Here is a 20,071-nt window from a genome sequence, read left to right as displayed (position 1 = left end):
ATTTTACCGGAATCAAGCCCCTTTTACGAAAACGATTAAGTATAATTGAAACTTACTGGACTAGCACATTGTCGCGGCGGCTTGCCACTGTACTGAAATGTAACAATTCTCAGACAAAAATGACATCATAGGTAAAAAATCGCCTACTATATTGGAAAGAAATGGATTTACAGCTACTCTTTTGCCATTTTTTAATAAAACCTAAATAAACAATACGTAAAATTTTAGTTATCAGTTTACATTCACCAGTTTTTTATCTATTTTTAAGACTAAATATCCAATGCCGTTAATTTTAACAGCCTAATAAAGGATCAATTATAAAACAACTAATCCAACCAAAATGAAAGAACAGAATTCATCAAGGCGTGATTTCATAAAAAAATCCGTGGTCGGTGCTGCGGCATTTTCTATCGTACCACGCTTTGTACTCGGAGGACAGGGCTATCTTGCTCCGAGCGACCATCTAACCAAAGGTGTCATTGGTGTCGGCAATATGGGCCGTGGACACTTTGGCTACGCCGGAACTAAAACAGTAGCCATTTGTGATGTGGACAAAACTCATCTGGCGGCAGCACAAGCAGACTTAGGCGGTGGCGTGAAGGAATACCATGACTTTAGGGAGTTGATTAAATCTCCGGAAGTAGATATTGTGCATATCGCTACTCCCCCACATTGGCACGGATTGATGTCTATTGAAGCAGCAAAAGCAGGAAAGGATATCTGGTGTGAAAAACCCATGACGCGAACTATTGGTGAGGGTAAAAAAGTGAAAGAAGCCATCGCTCAGCACGGCAATATCTTTCGTCTAAATACCTGGTTTCGTTTCAAGGACGACTTTTATGGCATGAATGTTCCCGTAAGCAAAATCAAAAAATTAGTTGATACAGGCATGTTGGGCTGGCCATTGAAAGTTACGATAAGCAAACATACAGGCTTTGACTGGAAATTCTATTGGGTAGGAAAGGAAAATTTACCTGAGGAGAATGTACCGGCGGAACTTGACTACGATTTTTGGTTAGGTCCAGCGCCATACAAACCGTACAACAAGCACCGTGTACACACCACTTTTAGAGGCTATTGGGATTATGATGGCGGTGGCCTTGGAGATATGGGACAACATTATATGGATCCTGTTCAATACTTTTTAGGTAAAGACAATGAAAGTCCCATTACTGTCGATGTTGATGCTCCGCAACAACATCCGGATGCTGTGGGTACATGGCGACGCATTACATTTACTTATGCAGATGGTTGCCAGATTATTCTAGACGGCGATGCAAAGGATGAAAAGGCAGCCTATATCGAAGGACCAAAAGGTAAATTATATAAAGGATTTCAATCTGATATACCCGATTTGGAAAGAAAGCTTGCACAATACCCTGAACCTGCACCACAGATTGTCGACTTCCTGGAATCTGTACGCACAAGAGAAAAGTTTGCACTGAATGAAATCAATGGACATCGTTCTTGTACTTTGGTCAACATGGGATTAGCAGCATTGCGACTAAACCGATCACTAAAATACGACTCCCAAAATGAGCTATTTATTAACGACGATGCCGCAAATAGATTAATTCACCAACCAATGAGAGGCCCTTGGTCTATTTAAAAAGATATCCTAATGAAAAGAATATTCAATTCGCTGACTGTATTGCTTCTTATATCTGGTGCAACCTACGCTCAGCAACCACAAAATAGAACGACTGCAACCAAAATAGCAGACGTATTGGCACAGCAGCCTGCCGAAGAAAAAGAAAAGTTTTTGCTTGCAATGCATGAGCTAGAAGGCTTCTCTGCTGACGATGTTGTCACTTTCCTTAAGAGACTTAAAGCACCAGGTAGCAATAATGCTCCGATAGAATTTGCGGCAAACAGCTATTCGTTCTATGTAAATCAGCCCGGCAAAGAACAACAAAAAAGAGTTTTTGTTGAAGGATTGGCGAAGGCCATATCACAATTGGACGAACCGACAAATCAAGTTTTTGCGTTACGCCTGTTGCGTCAATGTGCCGATAATGCAGCTATACCTGCTGTCGCAAAGTGTTTAACAAATGATTATCTGGCCGACGCGGCAGCAAGAACGCTGGTATCTATCCGTACCCCTGAGTCGACAGCAGCATTAGAAAAGGCTTTGACTTCGTCAACGACAGAGAAAACTGCCACCGCCATTGTTACAGCTCTCGGCGATCTAAAGGATAAAAATGCCGAAAATGCCATTTTAGGACTAATACAAAAATATCCATCGGAGGGTTTCCAACGGACTACATTAATTGCATTAAGCAAAATCGGTGGCACAGCTTCTCAATCGCTATTCGACGAAAAATTGAATGCAGCGGGATACAGCTATGATAAATTGGATGCGGTTGGACTTGGCATTGACTATGCCCAAGCACTGATCGATAACAAGCACGACCAAGATGCGATCAAGTTTCTGAACAAATTTTTCCAGGAATCCCAAAAAGCAAAATCGATCAACGGTCAGATTGCATCGCTCAAATTATTGACAACAATTGACCCCGCGAAACAGCGAAAGAACTTATTGGCTGCAGTAAAGAGCGATAATGGTGCCTACCGGAATATCGCATTGCAATTACTCGGAAAATATGGCAAAGGCAGTGACGCAAAAAGCTTGCTTGCTTTAGCGAGCAAAAGTACACCGGAAGTTCAAGAAAGTGTATTGAACTATTTAGCGCACAATGGTTCTGCAAGCAGCTTAAAGCTAATCCATGGGTTAGTCAATAAGACTGAGTCTCCGGCAACTAAATTGGCTGGATTGAGTGCATTAAATACGCTTTCACAGGGAAAAGAAACCAATACTTTAATCCAAGCTCTTAATACCGACCAACAATTCAACAATTCGGTAAAGGCATTGATCCTCTCATCTAAAGATGCAAATGTCGTTACCGATGTCAACAATGCCCTTGCAAATGTAGACGACGACAAGAAGATTCAATTGCTGGACATTTTGAGTAAACGTTCCAATAATGCGTCATCCAAAGCTGTATTGGCAATAAAAAGTGTAAATCCTGCTGTAGAAGAAGGGATCAATAAAGCTCTCCCCAATGTAGCGCAGGAAGCAGATTTAGAAGAACTCTTCAATAGATTAAACAATACGACAGACAGTAAATCTGCTGCGCTATTGCAACGTGCCCTAGTTAACGTGATTCGGTCGAGCGCAGATTCAAAAGGATTAACTGAAAAAATCGCCGCTCGCCTATCGAACTCAGCAGCGACAAATACCGCCAAATATTTCCCTATTTTTGCTGGACTGGGCGACGCACAGTCATTGAAAGCTGTAACTGCATATCTTAACAACTCTAACACAACTCTACGATCAGCAGCAATCGAGTCGTTGGCGACCTGGTCTTCCGCAAACGCTTTACCAGAATTAATAACACTATCCAGAACAGAAAAAGACGATAATCTTTTCAATACAGTATACAGAGGATTGATCAAATCAATCTCTTCTTCTTCAAATACACCTGAGCAGAAAACTTTATTGTTGCGAGATGCATTCAGTGTCGCCAAAACAACAGAACAGAAAAGAGCTGCGCTATCGGCATTGCAACCAACAGGAACATATCAGTCTTTCGTTTTCGCAGCTGACTTGATGAACGATGCTCAACTTGCCGGAACAGCAACTAATGTAGCGATGAACATTGCAATGGACAATAAATTCTACGGTAAGAAGGTCAGAGAAGTTTTGGAACAGGTAATCGGTAAATTGTCCGGTAGCGAAAGTGGATATCTCAAAGAAGCTGTTGTTCGTTATCTTGCTGAAATGCCCATCAAAGAAGGCTATGTCGCACTTTTCAACGGAAAGGATCTCACTGGCTGGAAAGGATTGGTCGCCGACCCGATCAAACGCAGTAAGATGAACGAAAAAACTTTAGCGACAGCGCAAGCTAAAGCGGACGATATCATGCGCAAAGGCTGGACAGTAGCCAATGGTCAAATTGTATTCAGCGGAAAAGGTGACAATCTTGCAACCGTAAAACAATATGGTGACTTCGAAATGCTGGTAGACTGGAAATTGGAAAACTATGGTGGAATAGAGGGTGATGCTGGCATTTACCTGAGAGGCACGCCACAAGTACAAATTTGGGATATCGCCAATACAAGAGTAGGCGCCCAAGTGGGATCTGGCGGATTATATAACAACCAGAAAAATGAAAGCAAACCCCTGAAAGTTGCCGATAATGCTACTGGCGAATGGAATACATTTAAAATCAAGATGGTGGACGATAAAGTCACAGTTTGGTTAAACGGGCAGTTGGTAACCGATAATGTCCCTCTCGAAAACTACTGGGATAGAAACCAATCAATCTTCCCCACTGAACAAATTGAATTACAAGCGCATGGTTCGGTAGTCTATTACAGAGATCTCTTTATCAAGGAATTCCCAAGAAAACAAATCTTTAAGTTGAACGATCAAGAGAAAAAAGAAGGTTTTGAAGTACTTTTTGATGGAACAAATCTCGACAAGTGGACAGAAAACCAAGCTTATGTGATCAATGACGAAGGTTATATCTGGGTATACCCAAATGCAAAATTTGGTGGCAATCTTTATACAAAAGAAGAATACGCTGACTTCATTTTCCGCTTCGACTTCAAATTGACTCCCGGAGCCAACAATGGCGTAGGAATACGAGCACCTTTGGAAGGAGACGCCGCCTATGAATCCATGGAGATCCAGGTGCTGGATGATGATGCAGATGTCTATAAAGACTTGAAACAGTATCAATATCACGGTTCAATTTATGGCGTTGTTCCTGCTAAAAAAGGCTACTTAAAACCAGTTGGTGAGTGGAACGCTGAAGAAATAATCGTGAAAGGGAATCGCATCAAAGTTACCCTGAATGGTACTGTCATTGTGGATGCAGATATCGCAGAGGCAAGTAAAAACGGTACCCTGGACGGAAAACAACATCCTGGACTTAAACGTACGTCTGGTCATATCGGATTCTTGGGGCACGGTACTGAAGTATTCTTCAAAGACATTCGGGTAAAAAAACTCAAATAGTATAGATGTATAAGCAGCGGGGGGATAAGGTATCTTATCCCCTTTTTGCTAAATAGCCAACTTACTTACCGATTAAGAAAATAACCAAATGATTCCAAAACTTTTGCTAAATTAAAGCCCTGAGGATTCTATTTCAAAAATATGATGTTTTATGACTAAAGCCGTAAATTTACTGATTAACAAAAAATTGGAGAGTAAACCTGAAAAGAAAAATCTATTCAATAAACTCTCCATTATAAAATTAATAGCCGAATTAGGATCTGTATCGGTAAATGACATTGTTAAAAACCTATATTTAAGCCTGCCTACAGTGAATAGCTTGATCGCAGAATTACTGGAAGATGATTTTATACGTCAATTTGACAAAGGAGAATCTATTGGTGGGCGCAAACCTAATTTATACAAATTACGGGATGGATTGTTTCAGGTTTTATCAATTGAGCTTCAACGCTTTTCGATTACTATGAGCATCATGGATAATAATCAACATGTAATTGCAGAAACGATCGAGCTTGAAAATGAATTGTCCCGCAATGCAGAAAATCTAGTAACCATTACACAAATTATTGATCAATACCTGATCGACAAATCTGTTGATATCGAAAACTTGACAGGATTGATTATTGGCATGCCTGGATTGATCAATGCAGAAGAAGGTACCAATGAGACATTTTTACACGATGAAAATCAATCTATTTCGGACTATTTCGAGCTTAAATATAAAAAGCCAGTCTTCATTCTGAATGATGTTAAAGGTGCAGCGTACGCTGAATTGAAATTTGGTTTGGCAAAAAACACCAAAAACAGCCTGATTATTTTAATGGATTGGGGAATAGGTTTAGGAATTGTATCAAATGGTGAAGTCTATCTTGGCCGGGATGGCTACTCTGGTGAAGTGGGTCACATGCCTTTTATCGACAACGGTGAACTTTGTTACTGTGGCAAAAGAGGCTGCCTAGAGACTGTTGCTTCGGGCATCGCGTTGGTTAACAATGCCAAGCAGGAAATCCAAAAAGGAGAACTGACTAAATTAAATGAATTACTAGCAGAAGATTTACAACATTTAACACCAACTCATATTATTGAAGCTGCAAATAAAGGGGATCAATTTGCAATCAATCAGATTTCCAAACTGGGCACAAATCTTGGAAAAGCATTCGCATCACTGATACAATTGCTCAATCCGGAATTAATCGTGTTAGGTGGAAAAATTGCAAAAGCAAATGAATTGATCACTATTCCGATACAACAGGCTATTAATTCGTATACTATGGCAATATTGAAAGAACACTGTGAAATAAAAGTTTCCAGCTTGAATCTGGACAGTAATACTGTGGGTCTTACAAACTATTTTATCACAAAGTACTTATCGGTTGAACTACTTCGGAAATCCAAAGTCTAAAATTGTCCTGTACTCAATAAAACCAGGGTACAGGCTCTTTCAGTTTTAATACCGTGCTCCATTGCGAGCTGCTCTAATTCAGGATTCTCTGCGCCTGGATTGAATATAATCCGTCTCGGTTTCGTTGCCAAAATATAGTCATAATATTCTTTCTGATTATGTTCACCGACGTACATCGTCACAGTATCAATATCGGGGTAGACCTCGCCTTTCTTTTCAATAGAAACTCCAGCTGCTTCACCACCACTCAGACCAATATTAACAATATCATGTCCATACCTATGCAGCATATTTGCGGCTTTATTCGAATAACGAGAAGGGTTGCTACTAGCACCCAAAATCAATGTCTTTTTCATTTTTATATTCGTTTATATCACCTATTGATCGCCCCGGGAAACTTACTCATCAATGATAAAATCACCGTGACTACTATAGGCATTTTTACGCAATATGGGCATTCCCAATATTTTATATAGCTCGTCCAATTTAACCAAACTTCCATTAGTCATATTAGAAAGCAGAACAATAACAATATTTCTTTTTAAATCTCTTACGTAAATATGTCTAAAACCGTGCCACCAACCTGTATGGTAGACAATATGTTCATTGCCATGCTCAAACGTACGCCAGCCATAACCATAGCTAAAAATCCCTTTTTTCGCATCGGGATATCCTCTGTATGCCGAATCTAATGTGGACTGTTTTAACAACCTTCCATCCCTCAAAGCGAGGTCAAAGCGATAAAGATCACGAACGGTACTATAGATCCCCTTGTCACCGAGTGGTCCATCCTGAAAATTTTGTACAACGGATCTCCTCCATATCTTATCGTGTCCAATAACGTTGGTAGGAATCTTATCATATACAGCCTTTGAAAGTGCAGCCGTATTTGTCATCCCTGCAACATTGAACACACTATCTTTCATATAAGTAGCGTAGTCTTGCTTTGACACCTTCTCTATAATAGCTCCTAAGACCATAAAGTTCGAGTTATTATAAAAAAAACGTCCCCCTGGTGCCCCATAGCGATTAGGCTTAAACTCGGTCAGCATTTTCATTACATCCTGATTAGTCATCCCCTTCTTACGATCAGGCCAGTGTTTTTCTGAAAAGTAGACATAATTAGGTAATCCCGAACGATGAGTCAATAACATTTTTATGGTAATGCCTGGATATGGAAAATCAGGATAAAAGTCATTGATCGTTTGATCGAGGCGCAACTTTCCAGCCTCCACCAACTTTAAAGTCCCCACGGCTGTAAGCGGTTTAGAAACGGAAGCCAACTCAAATTTGTCGTCAATTTTTAGGCTATCCCGTTTTAGGTAATTAGCCCAGCCAAATGTATTTTGATATAAAATTTTTCCATCTTTGGCAATAAGAACATTTCCGTTGAATGCAGCTTTTGAATGAAGATTCTTCATAAAAGCATCGATTTTCAGATCTGCATTATTGGGATTATAAACCAGTCTTGTACTATCTACTTTTGCCTGCGCTATTGCTGCTTCCTTCTGCTTTTTCTCTTTTGAGCTACAGGCAACTGTAGATGCCAACAAAAGAGCGACCATTCCCTTTAAAAAAAATAATTTCACTATATGATGTCTCCCGGATTTTTGTATTATCTGTATTGTATATCAATAAATATCACCTATTTCTCTTCTATTAAATGATATAAAATTATCGAAGTTAGTAATCGAAGATCAAGCGTATTGATAATAATGCTAAAATGAAGATTTTAGTATAAAAAAACGAATTTTTTCCTCACTATATTGTTATTCATCGTTTATGTTACCTAGTCTACTTGCTACGGTCTTCCTTTTAAAAACATTCAAGCCTTTTTAGGTGCAACATCTCGATGGCATTCCCAAGATTAAATGGCCAGCCTTTCGCTTCAACGAGCTTAAACTAATTAAAAAAACAAAAAAAGCCACTTTATTGCTAAAGTGGCTTTCATTCCTTTGTTAAAGGACTATGCTAACAATCTTACTGGATTTTCAACCAAAGATTTTAATGTCTGTAAAAATGCAGCTCCAGTTGCGCCATCTACCACACGGTGATCACAGCCCAATGTTACTTTCATTACATTACCCGGAACTACTGCGCCATTTTTAACAACAGGAACAGCCTGAATTGCTCCAACAGAAAGGATTGCCCCATCTGGAGAGTTTATGATGGATGTAAATTCGTCAATTCCGAACATCCCTAGGTTGGAAACAGTAAATGTAGATCCTTCCCAATCGGCAGGTTGTAATTTTTTAGCTTTCGCTTTTTGAGCGAAGTCTTTTACTTCTGCAGAGATATGAGACAATGATTTGCCATCTGCGAACCGTACAACAGGAACTAATAAACCATCCTCAACAGCCATGGCTACGCCAATGTTGGTATGCTCATTGAAACGTATTTTATCGCCTTGCCATGAAGAGTTTACAGCAGGATGTTTTTTCAATGCAACAGCGACAGCTTTTACAACGATGTCATTGAAAGAAACTTTTACTGGAGCAACTTCATTGATTTGAGCTCGAGCAGCCATAGCATTATCCATGTCTATAGATACTGTCAAATAGAAGTGCGGTGCGGTAAACAATGACTCAGCCAAACGACGCGCAATAGTTTTACGCATTTGGTTAACTGGTTTTTCCGTGTAACGTTCTTCCCCAACATACGTAGGTAAAGTAATCGCTTTTGCTTCTGCAGGGGCAGCTGCGGATTTAGTCTCTACAGGTTGTGCAGCAGCAGGAACGAATGACTCAACGTCTTTCTTCACAATACGGCCACCATCTGCAGACCCCTTAATATCACTTAAGTTGATCCCTTTTTCTTGCGCAATTTTACGTGCTAAAGGTGAAGCTTTCACCCGAGAATCGTCGTTGCTAACAGCCGGTGCCGCAGGAGATGATGCAGTTGAAGTAGCATCAGCTTTAGGAGCTTCAGTCGACTCGGCCTTTGGCGCATCAGATTTTTGATTCAACAAAGGAGTAATGTCAGTTCCAGCAGGACCAACGATTGCTATAATGTCATTAACCTTTGCAGCTTCTCCAGCTTCAAGACCTACATATAACAAGGTACCGTCAGCATAGGCAGTAACTTCCATCGTAGCTTTATCCGTTTCTACATCTGCAATGGCATCGTCAGATTTGATCGTATCACCAACTTTGAAGTTCCATTGCGCAATAACACCTTCTTTCATGGTATCACTCAACAACGGCATTGTGATTACGGTACATCCTAATTCCTCAGGAGTTACTGTGCTTGCCGAAGATTCTGGAGCAGAAACTTCTTCTTCTTTTTTGTCTTCAGTTTTTTCTGGTGCTTTCTCAGCTTCAGGAGCATCTCCGCTCAACAGCGCTTGAAAATCCTCTCCTGGTTCTCCCAAAACTGCAATAACAGCGTCAATAGCTACTGCTTCGCCTTCTTTAGGACCAATATATAAAAGAGTTCCTTCTTGGTAAGACTCAAAGTCCATAGTAGCTTTGTCCGTTTCGATCTCTGCTACTAAATCGCCAGAATTCACTTTATCACCAACTTTTTTGTGCCATTTCGCGATAACCCCTTCGGTCATTGTATCGCTCATTTTCGGCATTCTTACTACTTCAGCCATTCTTTGTTATATTATCAAGTTAAAGAGTATTAATCTAAAATAAATGGATAGTCTTGTTGTACATAGACATCTTTGTACAACTCATCTACAGTTGGATAAGGAGATTCCTCTGCAAATTTAACCGATTCCTCAACTACTTTTTTCACATCAGCTTCTACTTCAGCAAACCAAGCGTCATCAGCATAGTTGTTTTCTAAGATAGCATGTTTAGTCGACAACAATGGATCACGGTCTTTATAAGCTTCCAGTTCTTCTTTAGTACGATACTTCGCTGGATCAGACATCGAGTGTCCTTTGTAGCGATAAGTACGAATTTCCAAGAATGTAGGTCCTTCGCCCGCACGAGCACGTTGAACAGCCTCATCCATCGCGTTATGTACAGCAACAACATCCATTCCATCTACTGGAGCTGAAGGCATATCAAAGCCCAAGCCCATCTTGTAAATATCCTGCATATTAGTTGTACGTTGTACAGACGTACCCATAGCATAACCATTGTTTTCACAAACAAAAATAACAGGCAATTTCCACAACATCGCCATGTTAAGTGTTTCGTTGAATGCACCTTGACGTACAGCTCCGTCGCCCATATAACAGATGTTCACATTATCTGTACCAAGATATTTCTCAGCAAATGCAATACCAGCACCTAAAGGAATCTGACCACCAACAATACCATGGCCACCCATGAATTTATGCTCTTTGGAGAAGAAGTGCATAGAGCCTCCTTTACCTTTGGAACAACCTGTGATCTTTCCATATAATTCAGCCATACAAGCATTGGCAGAAACGCCTTTAGCCAAAGCGTGGGCGTGATCACGATAAGCAGTGATTAAAGAATCTTCAGGTTTAATAACCGACATCGTTCCAGCGACAACTGCTTCTTGTCCTATGTACAAGTGACAGAAACCACGAATCTTTTGCTGTCCGTAAAGTTGACCTGCTTTTTCTTCAAACTTACGCATAAGTAACATCGACTTATACCACTCCAAATATGTCTCTTTTGTTATAGGTGTTGAACTCATTTCAAAGTTTTGATTTTCTTACTATTCTAGACTACAAATCTAATAATTTTGGACGAATTTCCTTGTCCAAAAATCAATTTTATTTCTACTTTAAGACACTTCTAAGACATTTGATTTAAAGTATAAAGCATTTGATTACAAATAAATGAACGGCACAACCAAATAAATCAAAAACTTATGAAAATAAAAAAGCCAAACGACTTAATAATCATTTGGCTTAATCTATTTTACACAAACTGCTCGTTATCGAAGTTTTTGGATCAGCTCACTTTCAGTAAGCTTTATTTGCTCACCACTTTCCATGTCTTTTAAAGACAATTGCCCCGAAGCAGCCTCTTCTTCCCCTACCAATAACACATAGGGAATTCCTTTACCATCCGCATACCCCATTTGCTTTTTCAATTTTACAGGAGTAGCATAAAGTTCCGAAGCAATATTTTCTTGACGAAGTTTGTTCAGTAAGCGAAGTGTATACACTTCGAGTTGCTTATCAAAATTAATAATAAGAAGTTTTGTGGTTTCTGCTTTACCGGTTGGAAAAAGATTCAATTCTTCGAGTACATCATAAATTCGGTCAGCACCAAAAGAAACCCCGACTCCGGTCAACCCCTTCAGTCCAAACATCCCTGTGAGATCATCATAACGACCGCCGCCACCGATGCTTCCCATAGCAACCTCATTGGTCTTGACCTCAAAAATACAACCCGTGTAATAATTTAGACCACGAGCCAATGTAATGTCCAGATCTATGATTTGATTAAGCAACTTTTCTTCAGCACCTAATTTGCCGACATAATCAAATACTTCTTCAATTTCCGCAATACCGATTAAACCGACAGCAGAAGTTGCTAAAATAGCTTTTAAGGAAGACAGTTTCTCTTCATTCGAGCCTTCCAATAAAATGATAGGTTTTAAAATAGCAAGATCCGCCTCTGTAAAGCCTCTCTCAAGCAATTCTTTGTTGACTCCATCCAAGCCGATTTTATCCAATTTGTCGATCGCTACAGTCATATCGACAATCAACTCCGGCTTTCCGATAATTTCGGCAATACCTGATAGAATTTTCCGGTTGTTGATTTTAATAGTAAAGTCTTTCAGTCCAAAACGCTCGAAGGCCTCTTGATAAATCAGAATGAACTCTGCTTCATTCAGTAAACTTTCAGATCCAACCACATCCACATCACATTGATAAAACTCACGATATCTTCCGCGCTGTGGACGATCAGCACGCCATACGGGTTGTACTTGAAAACGCTTAAATGGTAAAGCAATATCATTCTGGTGCATTACGACGTAACGTGCAAAAGGCACAGTAAGGTCATATCTTAGCGCTTTCTCTGAAATATGTGGAATGAGTTTATTGGAATTTTTATCTTGAAGCAGGCTGTCTGGCGCTTTTGCCATGTAATCACCCGAATTAAGAATCTTAAAGATCAGCTTATCACCCTCATCGCCATATTTACCGGTAAGTGTTGTTAAATTTTCAAATGAAGGGGTCTGTATTTCACTATAGCCATATTTTCTGAATACCGTTTTCAGTGTATCGAAAATATAGTTGCGTTTGATCATTTCGGAAGGCGAAAAATCACGCGTTCCTTTTGCCAAAGAAGGTTTTACTACTGCCATATTTGGCAAAGTTAATAAAATCCTTTATTCTACTTCTAGAATTTTAAGGAATTCACAGGCTTTCTCCGCAGCTGATTTCTCTGCAGATTTTTTATTGAAATCGCGACCTAGTCCGCATACCACACCATCAACGACGGCTTCAATACTAAACATTTTAGAAGATTCACCCTGCGGATTGTCTGTTTGCTGAAATACGATCTCTTTGCCCGTATGCTGACACCATTCAATCAACCTACTTTTAAAGTTTGTTTCAGTCTGTTCCAATAGAAGAATATCAACATGCTGCTTAATGATTCTATTTAGCAGGAAGCTTTTTGTAAAAACATAGCCTTTATCGAGATATACGGCTCCTATTAATGCTTCGAAAGCATCGCCTAGTAACGACCCTTGTTTATTCGGAAAACTGATCATTCGTGCATCGAACTGAATCAGTTCATTAAATCCTAATTTTCGGGACAGCTGATTCAGATTTGCTCTACTGACAATCTTCGAGCGCATTTCGGTCAAGAAACCTTCATCTTTATAAGGATATTTCTTAAATAACAATTCGGCGACAACCGAACCCAAAACAGCATCACCTAAGAATTCCAAACGTTCGTTGCTATTCTTTGCGCCCTCTTTAATTGTAATAGCCACAGACTTATGTCTGAAAGCCATTTTGTACAAGTGTACATTTCCGGGCACAAATCCAAGCAGGTTTTTTAGTTTTCTAACGTATTCCCGCTCCGGCGAAATATATAATTTATATATCCTAGCAAAAGGCATCTCTTCTAAAAATAAGGCGACAAGTCCTAATTAAAGAACCTGTCGCTAGCTCATATTATCAAACCATGTTTGAAGGATCAAACATTAAGCTTTATATTTTTTCACAATAACGGTAGCATTATGCCCTCCGAAACCAAATGTGTTACTCAATGCTGCGTTAACAGTTCGTTTTTGCGCTTTATTGAATGTAAAGTTCAATTTATTATCAATTTCTGGATCATCCGTAAAGTGATTGATTGTCGGTGGGACAATATCATTTTGGACAGCAAGAATAGAAGCAATAGTTTCTATCGCTCCTGCAGCTCCCAAAAGGTGCCCAGTCATTGATTTAGTTGAACTGATATTCAGTTTATATGCGTGTTCACCGAACAAATCGACAATAGCCTTAGTTTCACTAATATCACCAACAGGAGTAGATGTTCCGTGAACATTGATATAATCAATATCTGAAAAATCCATCTCTGCATCGTTGACTGCCATTGTCATGGCTAGTTTAGCACCCAAACCTTCAGGATGCGAGGCCGTGATATGATGTGCATCAGCACTCATTCCACCACCAGCAATCTCTGCATAGATTTTTGCTCCACGTGCCAAAGCGTGCTCTAAACTTTCTAAAATCAAAGCACCTGAACCTTCACCAGAAACAAAACCATCTCTATCCTTATCAAAAGGGCGTGAGGCTGTTTTTGGATCGTCATTCCGAGTTGACAAAGCGTGCATTGCATTAAATCCACCAATTCCAGCTTCATTAACTGTTGCCTCGGATCCACCCGTAACAATCACATCAGCTTTCCCCATACGAATATAGTTGAAAGCATCTATCATTGCATTGGTAGCTGACGCACAAGCCGACACTGCAGAAAAGTTAGGTCCACGAAGACCATGACGCATAGAAATATGTCCTGGAGCAATATCAACGAGCATCTTAGGAATGAAGAAAGGATTGAAACGCGGGGTTCCATCTCCTTTTGCAAAATTTGCAACTTCTTCAGTAAAGGTTGTTAAGCCCCCAATTCCTGAACCCCAAATTACTCCGATACGGTTTGTATCTAATTTTTCAAAATCTAAGCCAGCATCTTTAATTGCCTCATCCGTTGACGCAATTGCATACTGTACAAAAGGATCGACTTTACGAGCTTCCTTACGATCCATAAAATCATGTGGATCAAACCCCTTTACCTCACACGCAAACTGAGTTTTGAATTTTGACGCATCAAAATGCGTAATAGGAGCAGCCCCGCTTACACCATTTATTAAAGCCTCCCAGTAAGCTGAGACGGTATTACCAATTGGTGTAAGGGCGCCTAATCCTGTTACTACTACTCTTTTAAGCTCCATTTATTACGATTAGCCTAATTAAATTAGTTAGTTAACGTTTTTTTCTAAATAAGCGATTGCTTGACCAACAGTACCAATAGTCTCTGCTTGATCATCAGGAATAGCAACGTTGAATTCTTTTTCAAACTCCATGATCAACTCAACAGTGTCAAGTGAATCAGCACCTAAATCATTAGTGAATGAAGCTTCTGGTGTTACTTCGTTTTCGTCAACACCTAATTTTTCAACGATAATTGCTTTTACTCTTGAAGCGATATCTGACATGATTTTATAGTTTAATTGTTTAATAAATCTGTGCAAAGAAAAATAAATTTCATCAAAATTCAAACCTAAATTGATATTTAGATGAAAGTCACCATGTTAGGCGACCGAACTAATTCGCGTATTATACTAGCTAACCCACTCTATATTAACTTAGTTCAAGTATAACAAAAAATATTTTGTATTCCAAACACTCAGCTAATTAACTCAAATTTTACACAAAAAGTATATTCCAACCTTAAAATTATTAGTACCTTCGTTATAAAAGGGAGATAAATTTAAGCATTAAAGTGGTCAATAAGTTAGTAACAAGATTAGACATGGACATGGAAGAAGAGTTGGATTTCACCCTACTCGCCATCACCTGCCCGTTGAAAGATTACCGACTCTGTCACTTCATCAACAAGGAGACTAACCTGAATTTTTCCAGAGGCAAGGAGAGCAAATATGATCATGACGGACGACAAAAAAATAAATCCGAAGAGGAGCTAGAATATCATATTGTCTTTGACCCAAAGAAAAAAATCAACTACCACTTCACTGCTTTTCATTATCTTATACCCGACGCTGACACAGAATATTTCCTAATCAACAATAAGAGCATCGAAGGAACTTATTTAATTCCTGAAAACCCGCACTTTGATTTTTTTATCATTATCAAAAACTTCATCTGCGAAGAAGATGTAGCGCATATGATCAAAAGGATCAGCAAATTACCCGAAGTCGTCATCGCAAAAGAAATATCACCAAAAATATTGAAATCTAAAGAAAATCTCATATTTTAGCAAACTGTAGGTTAGTGTAGCAAATACACTTCCGTTTAGATCTAAATTAATTCGATTTAGTTTTGACAAAACACAACAACATAGCTCGCTATCTGTTGTGATTAATGAAGAACATTTAAAATACAAAATAACAGATGGAAAAAGTTCAAAAAAGGACTAAAATTGTCGCAACATTAGGCCCTGCCTCGGCAGACAAACAAGTTTTGACCAACATGATTGCTAAAGGGGTTGATGTGTGTCGGTTGAATTTCTCTCATGGCAGCCAGGCAGATCACCTTAAGGTAATCGAAACTATAAATGCAATAAATAATGAAACAGGATTCAATGTTGCCATCTTAGCCGATTTACAAGGTCCGAAAATTCGGATCGGAAAAATGAAAGAAGGTGGAGCTGTTCTGGTTAACGGTTCAAAAGTTGAAATCACCACACACGAACTTATCGGAGACGAAAACAGAATTTACATTACATACGAAAACTTTCCAAACGATGTTGAAGCCAACGAAATCATTTTACTTGACGACGGAAAACTTCAACTTCGTGTTTTAGAGACCAATCATAAAGATACAGTTACTTGTGAAGTCGTACACGGTGGTGTCCTTACTTCGCGTAAAGGTGTTAATTTACCAAATACCAAAGTATCTATTCCTTCATTGACAGAAGAAGATTTAGATAACCTGAACTTTGCTTTGGACCATGGTGCAGACTGGATAGCCATGTCATTTGTACGCTCAGCAGAAGATATTGCCCAATGTAAAAAAATCATCGCAGCAAAAGGAAGTCATGCGCGCATAATCGCAAAAATTGAAAAGCCTGAAGCGATCGAAAATATTGATGCAATTATCGAAGCAACAGATGCTGTTATGGTTGCTCGCGGAGATCTAGGTGTCGAACTTCCCATGGAAGAAGTACCAGGACTTCAAAAGATCATTGTACAAAAATGTAGAGATCTTTCTAAACCAGTGATCATTGCAACGCAAATGTTAGAAAGCATGATCACTACACCTCGTCCTACACGTGCAGAAGTAAATGACGTAGCCAACTCTGTATTAGATGGGGCTGACGCCGTTATGTTAAGTGGAGAAACTTCTGTAGGTGAATTCCCTGAAATTGTGATCGAAACAATGAGCAAAATCATTATTCACGTGGAACAAACTTCTTATCCTTATTATAATGAGAAAGTTAGTGAAATCCACGATGGTACACTTATTCCTGATGCTATCTGTGCTTCCTCAGTCTATCTTGCTCAAAAAACAAATGCTTCTGCAATTGCTGTATTGACATCTTCAGGAGCAACAGCATTTGAAATTACCAGTTATAGACCAAATGTTGATATTTTAGTTTTTACAGGAACACAAAAATTGCTAAAACAGCTCAGCTTACTTTGGGGCGTAAAAACTTTTATTTATGACAAGTTCGAAAGCACCGACGGATCTATCCATGATGTTAACAAATTTATTGTAAAAAACAACTACGTTCAGCCCGGAGCGATCATTATTAATACCGCTTCAACTCCGTTGATCGAAAAAGGTAAAACAAATACAATCCGTGTTTCCCAGTTGTAGAAGGTAAACATATGGACAAAAAAAATAGCGTTCTATTTGGAACGCTATTTTTTTTGTCTGTTTTTATATAAGGTATCTATCTTTAATTTAAAGCCCTCCATCTTCAGTGAATCGCTTATTCGTTTGAGCGGAAGATCAGCAGCTTGTCCATCTGCTTTAGGCATCTTTTCCGTCCCGGGCATCGGAGCTAGACTATCCATACGCCTTAACTTTTTAACGGGCATGTGATACTTCTCATCTGAGGAGTCTAATTTTAGAATAGGCATTTTCGATTTCTTTTCCTCCACTAGAGGAAGCTGCGGTTTCACCTTAGCTTCTTGCCCCAAAGCAACGGGACCGATAGAAGCCAATACCAATGATAATACGTAATTTTTCATCTCTATATCCTTTTTTTTAAGAGTCCCAAAGCTCATGTGGGATCAGCATATGCTTTATCCATGCTTATTGACTCTTGGTTATCTTAAATTGAAATGAAAATAGCTTACATTAGCTTAATTAGATTATATATCTATAATACGGTAAAATTCTTCATATAAGCTATTACCCACACTAATTTACAAACAACCACATCTATTTTTAAATAGATCGCTGTTAAACATTGTTAAAACGGCTTCAAAACACATTAGCATCTTTATATTTGTAACAATTTAGAAAATGAGCTGTCAATCATGGGGCTATCAGAAGTAGGCCTCAGGATAAATATGCAAATGGAAACAAACGATACGCTATAAACTTTGTGATACAGTAAAAATTATATTTATTTAACCCTCTATTCAAATGAAGAAAAATAGCATTGTATTAATCATTGGACTGATGTCATTGGCCCTTATCGGTGTTTTGGCTATGCAATTCTATTTTTTAAGAGATTCTTATCGTCAAAAATCCCAATTGTTTGATGAATCCGTGAATGCTGCGATAACAGCTGTTGCGGGAAAGTTGGAACGGCGGGAAGTTGTTGACTTTGCTAAAGTTCAACAGGAACGAAATCTTGAAAAATCCAAACAAGAGCAGGCAAAACAACGCCTTTTAGCCGAGCAACTCGAAATCCAATATAGAATTGAAGAGTTAAAAAACAAGCAGCATACTATTTTCTCCAACTTCAAAGAGCAAGAAGATCAATTACGTGCGTTATATCCGAATGTCATCGAAATTAAAAATTCATTTTATGAAACATACATCAAGAGACCGGAGTACCAAAAATACATCAAATTTTCTGTTTCAAATGAGCTTACCGATGACAATTTAGTACAAGCCTTCATCATGCTAAACGCATCGAAGGTAGATGATCAGGTGAGCGGAAAAGATGATAGTACGCGCTTTGTTATTCCTTTGCTCGATGGCCTGGTTGATCAGCAAACCAAATTCAGGGTAGCCACCTTACCTCCAAGAGAGAATGCAAAACTTACAAAAACGATCGCTGATTTAGAAAAAAGACTGGATGTGCTTAATAAAAAGAACTCTTGGTCGGGGTTTAACGTTTATGATTCTGTTGCCATGTTGGGGGGTAAAAAGGCTGACTATATTGAAGATGTCGCTATTGGAATGGAATTAGCTAAACGCCCATTGAAAGATCGACTGAATATTATCATCGTTCAAGAGCTTATCAAAGAGGAATTGGCTCAACGCGACATTAAAGCGCCATTTAATATCGAAATATGGAGCACAAACAATATTTTACTCAATAATATCCTTGACGAAGCGGCTTTAAAAAATCCTTCAAATACAACCCGGTACTCCACTGCTCTCTTTAAAGGCGACATTGGTGCTGCACCGGGAAAATTAACGATTTATTTCCCAAACAAAAAGGCGATCATCGCAGATAATATGGGTTATCTACTTTTGCCTATGCTTGCGCTACTTTTTTTATTGGTGGGGTGTTTTGCATACACGCTGATTATCATCTTTAGACAAAAGAAAGTTTCGGAGATGAAAACCGATTTTATCAATAATATGACACATGAGTTTAAGACGCCAGTTGCGACTATCATGATTGCTAGTGAATCGCTTAAGGACCCCGATATCAATGCCGATCATAAACGCGTTCAAAAATTAGCCAATATCATCTACGACGAGAACGTTAGGTTAGGAAATCACATTGAACGTGTACTTGATTTAGCCCGATTAGAAAAAGAAACCTTAAAACTAGATCAGGTAGATGTTCATATTAACGATCTTGTTTCTGCTGTTACGGACAGTATGCAACTGAGAATGCAAAATATTGGCGGAAAATTCAGTATTGATCTGGCAGCCACGAAAGATGTCGTCGTTGGCGACGAACTGCATTTCTCAAACGTATTTTATAACCTATTGGATAATGCAATTAAATACAATAAAGGTGATCTACATGTGAGTATACAATCAAAAAACGTCGGTGATAGTATTGTGGTCACTATAGCTGACAACGGTATCGGTATGAGCCGAGATCACCTGCAAAAGATTTTTGACCAATTTTACCGGATACCGACAGGCAATGTCCACAATGTAAAAGGATTTGGTCTTGGTCTAAGTTATGTACAAGATATTCTGAGGAGACTGAACGGAAAAATTACGGTTAAAAGCGAAAAAGATAAGGGCACGACCTTTGAAGTAATTTTGCCTACAAAAAAATAAAAGGTTCCTTTTTTGTATATTTCCTCTGTAAAAGAATTTCAAAGGTAGAGGAAGCTGATTTATCAGCATCAAGGGAATT

15 protein-coding genes are annotated in these 20,071 nt (G+C 38.9%); 6 read left to right on the top strand and 9 right to left on the bottom strand.

Annotation, left to right across the window (positions count from 1 at the left end):
* Nucleotides 1-340 precede the first annotated feature (340 nt).
* The 3 genes from B3E00_RS11315 (at nucleotide 341) to B3E00_RS11305 (ending at nucleotide 6,425) form a co-directional block, all read left to right on the top strand.
* Nucleotides 341-1,609, top strand: coding sequence for a Gfo/Idh/MocA family oxidoreductase (locus B3E00_RS11315; RefSeq protein WP_293881487.1), 1,269 nt, complete (start codon nucleotides 341-343; stop codon nucleotides 1,607-1,609).
* A gap of 12 nt (nucleotides 1,610-1,621) precedes the next feature.
* Nucleotides 1,622-5,023, top strand: coding sequence for a DUF1080 domain-containing protein (locus tag B3E00_RS11310; RefSeq protein ID WP_293938466.1), 3,402 nt, complete (start codon nucleotides 1,622-1,624; stop codon nucleotides 5,021-5,023).
* 151 nt (nucleotides 5,024-5,174) lie between these two features.
* Nucleotides 5,175-6,425, top strand: coding sequence for an ROK family transcriptional regulator (locus B3E00_RS11305; RefSeq protein WP_293881485.1), 1,251 nt, complete (start codon nucleotides 5,175-5,177; stop codon nucleotides 6,423-6,425).
* Here B3E00_RS11305 and B3E00_RS11300 read toward each other — a convergent pair.
* From B3E00_RS11300 to B3E00_RS11265, 8 genes are all read right to left on the bottom strand, one after another.
* Nucleotides 6,422-6,781: a CoA-binding protein gene (locus B3E00_RS11300; RefSeq protein ID WP_293881484.1), complete on the bottom strand. Its 360-nt coding sequence runs from the start codon at nucleotides 6,779-6,781 to the stop codon at nucleotides 6,422-6,424. The two genes, B3E00_RS11305 and B3E00_RS11300, sit on opposite strands and share 4 nt — an antisense overlap.
* A 42-nt stretch (nucleotides 6,782-6,823) precedes the next feature.
* Nucleotides 6,824-8,014: a serine hydrolase domain-containing protein gene (locus B3E00_RS11295; protein WP_293938464.1), complete on the bottom strand. Its 1,191-nt coding sequence runs from the start codon at nucleotides 8,012-8,014 to the stop codon at nucleotides 6,824-6,826.
* 377 nt (nucleotides 8,015-8,391) lie between these two features.
* On the bottom strand, nucleotides 8,392-10,020 hold the full coding sequence (locus B3E00_RS11290) for a pyruvate dehydrogenase complex dihydrolipoamide acetyltransferase (protein WP_293881482.1): 1,629 nt from the start codon (nucleotides 10,018-10,020) through the stop codon (nucleotides 8,392-8,394).
* Nucleotides 10,021-10,049: 29 nt separating this feature from the next.
* Nucleotides 10,050-11,045 (bottom strand): pyruvate dehydrogenase (acetyl-transferring) E1 component subunit alpha, encoded by a 996-nt coding sequence (gene pdhA / locus B3E00_RS11285; protein ID WP_209577668.1) that lies wholly within the window; start codon nucleotides 11,043-11,045, stop codon nucleotides 10,050-10,052.
* A gap of 243 nt (nucleotides 11,046-11,288) precedes the next feature.
* Entirely contained in the window at nucleotides 11,289-12,671 is a 1,383-nt protein-coding gene (gene hisS / locus B3E00_RS11280; RefSeq protein WP_209577667.1) for a histidine--tRNA ligase, read from the bottom strand.
* 24 nt (nucleotides 12,672-12,695) lie between these two features.
* Nucleotides 12,696-13,436, bottom strand: coding sequence for a ribonuclease III (gene rnc / locus B3E00_RS11275; RefSeq protein ID WP_209577664.1), 741 nt, complete (start codon nucleotides 13,434-13,436; stop codon nucleotides 12,696-12,698).
* Nucleotides 13,437-13,520: 84 nt separating this feature from the next.
* Nucleotides 13,521-14,774: a beta-ketoacyl-ACP synthase II gene (fabF, locus tag B3E00_RS11270; RefSeq protein ID WP_209577662.1), complete on the bottom strand. Its 1,254-nt coding sequence runs from the start codon at nucleotides 14,772-14,774 to the stop codon at nucleotides 13,521-13,523.
* Nucleotides 14,775-14,801: 27 nt separating this feature from the next.
* A complete protein-coding gene (locus B3E00_RS11265; protein ID WP_028070665.1) occupies nucleotides 14,802-15,038 on the bottom strand; it encodes an acyl carrier protein in 237 nt (78 codons plus the stop codon).
* A gap of 317 nt (nucleotides 15,039-15,355) precedes the next feature.
* Here B3E00_RS11265 and B3E00_RS11260 point away from each other — a divergent pair, with 317 nt between their 5' ends.
* Both B3E00_RS11260 and pyk read left to right on the top strand, forming a co-directional pair.
* On the top strand, nucleotides 15,356-15,820 hold the full coding sequence (locus tag B3E00_RS11260; RefSeq protein ID WP_209577660.1) for an IPExxxVDY family protein: 465 nt from the start codon (nucleotides 15,356-15,358) through the stop codon (nucleotides 15,818-15,820).
* A gap of 134 nt (nucleotides 15,821-15,954) precedes the next feature.
* The gene (gene pyk, locus B3E00_RS11255; protein ID WP_209577658.1) at nucleotides 15,955-17,382 is read left to right on the top strand and encodes a pyruvate kinase; all 1,428 of its coding nucleotides are present in this window, start codon (nucleotides 15,955-15,957) and stop codon (nucleotides 17,380-17,382) included.
* A gap of 44 nt (nucleotides 17,383-17,426) precedes the next feature.
* On the opposite strand, the gene B3E00_RS11250 is transcribed toward pyk, so the two are convergent.
* On the bottom strand, nucleotides 17,427-17,759 hold the full coding sequence (locus tag B3E00_RS11250) for a hypothetical protein (protein ID WP_293938462.1): 333 nt from the start codon (nucleotides 17,757-17,759) through the stop codon (nucleotides 17,427-17,429).
* Between the two features lie 400 nt (nucleotides 17,760-18,159).
* Here B3E00_RS11250 and B3E00_RS11245 point away from each other — a divergent pair, with 400 nt between their 5' ends.
* A complete protein-coding gene (locus B3E00_RS11245; RefSeq protein ID WP_209577654.1) occupies nucleotides 18,160-19,992 on the top strand; it encodes a sensor histidine kinase in 1,833 nt (610 codons plus the stop codon).
* Nucleotides 19,993-20,071: the final 79 nt, after the last annotated feature.

Source organism: Sphingobacterium sp. UBA5996 (assembly GCF_002429765.1).
Classification (GTDB): domain Bacteria; phylum Bacteroidota; class Bacteroidia; order Sphingobacteriales; family Sphingobacteriaceae; genus Sphingobacterium.
The sequence above is the reverse complement of the archived record's forward strand: the minus strand, read 5'-3'. Positions and strand labels throughout refer to the sequence as shown.

Bases quoted from the DNA above. Each gene is read 5' to 3' on its own strand.
- B3E00_RS11315 (WP_293881487.1), top strand. From the start codon at position 341: ATGAAAGAACAGAATTCATCAAGGCGTGATTTCATAAAAAAATCCGTG.
- B3E00_RS11310 (WP_293938466.1), top strand. From the start codon at position 1,622: ATGAAAAGAATATTCAATTCGCTGACTGTATTGCTTCTTATATCTGGT.
- B3E00_RS11305 (WP_293881485.1), top strand. From the start codon at position 5,175: ATGACTAAAGCCGTAAATTTACTGATTAACAAAAAATTGGAGAGTAAA.
- B3E00_RS11300 (WP_293881484.1), bottom strand. From the start codon at position 6,781: ATGAAAAAGACATTGATTTTGGGTGCTAGTAGCAACCCTTCTCGTTAT.
- B3E00_RS11290 (WP_293881482.1), bottom strand. From the start codon at position 10,020: ATGGCTGAAGTAGTAAGAATGCCGAAAATGAGCGATACAATGACCGAA.
- pdhA (WP_209577668.1), bottom strand. From the start codon at position 11,045: ATGAGTTCAACACCTATAACAAAAGAGACATATTTGGAGTGGTATAAG.
- hisS (WP_209577667.1), bottom strand. From the start codon at position 12,671: ATGGCAGTAGTAAAACCTTCTTTGGCAAAAGGAACGCGTGATTTTTCG.
- rnc (WP_209577664.1), bottom strand. From the start codon at position 13,436: ATGCCTTTTGCTAGGATATATAAATTATATATTTCGCCGGAGCGGGAA.
- fabF (WP_209577662.1), bottom strand. From the start codon at position 14,774: ATGGAGCTTAAAAGAGTAGTAGTAACAGGATTAGGCGCCCTTACACCA.
- B3E00_RS11265 (WP_028070665.1), bottom strand. From the start codon at position 15,038: ATGTCAGATATCGCTTCAAGAGTAAAAGCAATTATCGTTGAAAAATTA.
- B3E00_RS11260 (WP_209577660.1), top strand. From the start codon at position 15,356: ATGGACATGGAAGAAGAGTTGGATTTCACCCTACTCGCCATCACCTGC.
- pyk (WP_209577658.1), top strand. From the start codon at position 15,955: ATGGAAAAAGTTCAAAAAAGGACTAAAATTGTCGCAACATTAGGCCCT.
- B3E00_RS11250 (WP_293938462.1), bottom strand. From the start codon at position 17,759: ATGAAAAATTACGTATTATCATTGGTATTGGCTTCTATCGGTCCCGTT.
- B3E00_RS11245 (WP_209577654.1), top strand. From the start codon at position 18,160: ATGAAGAAAAATAGCATTGTATTAATCATTGGACTGATGTCATTGGCC.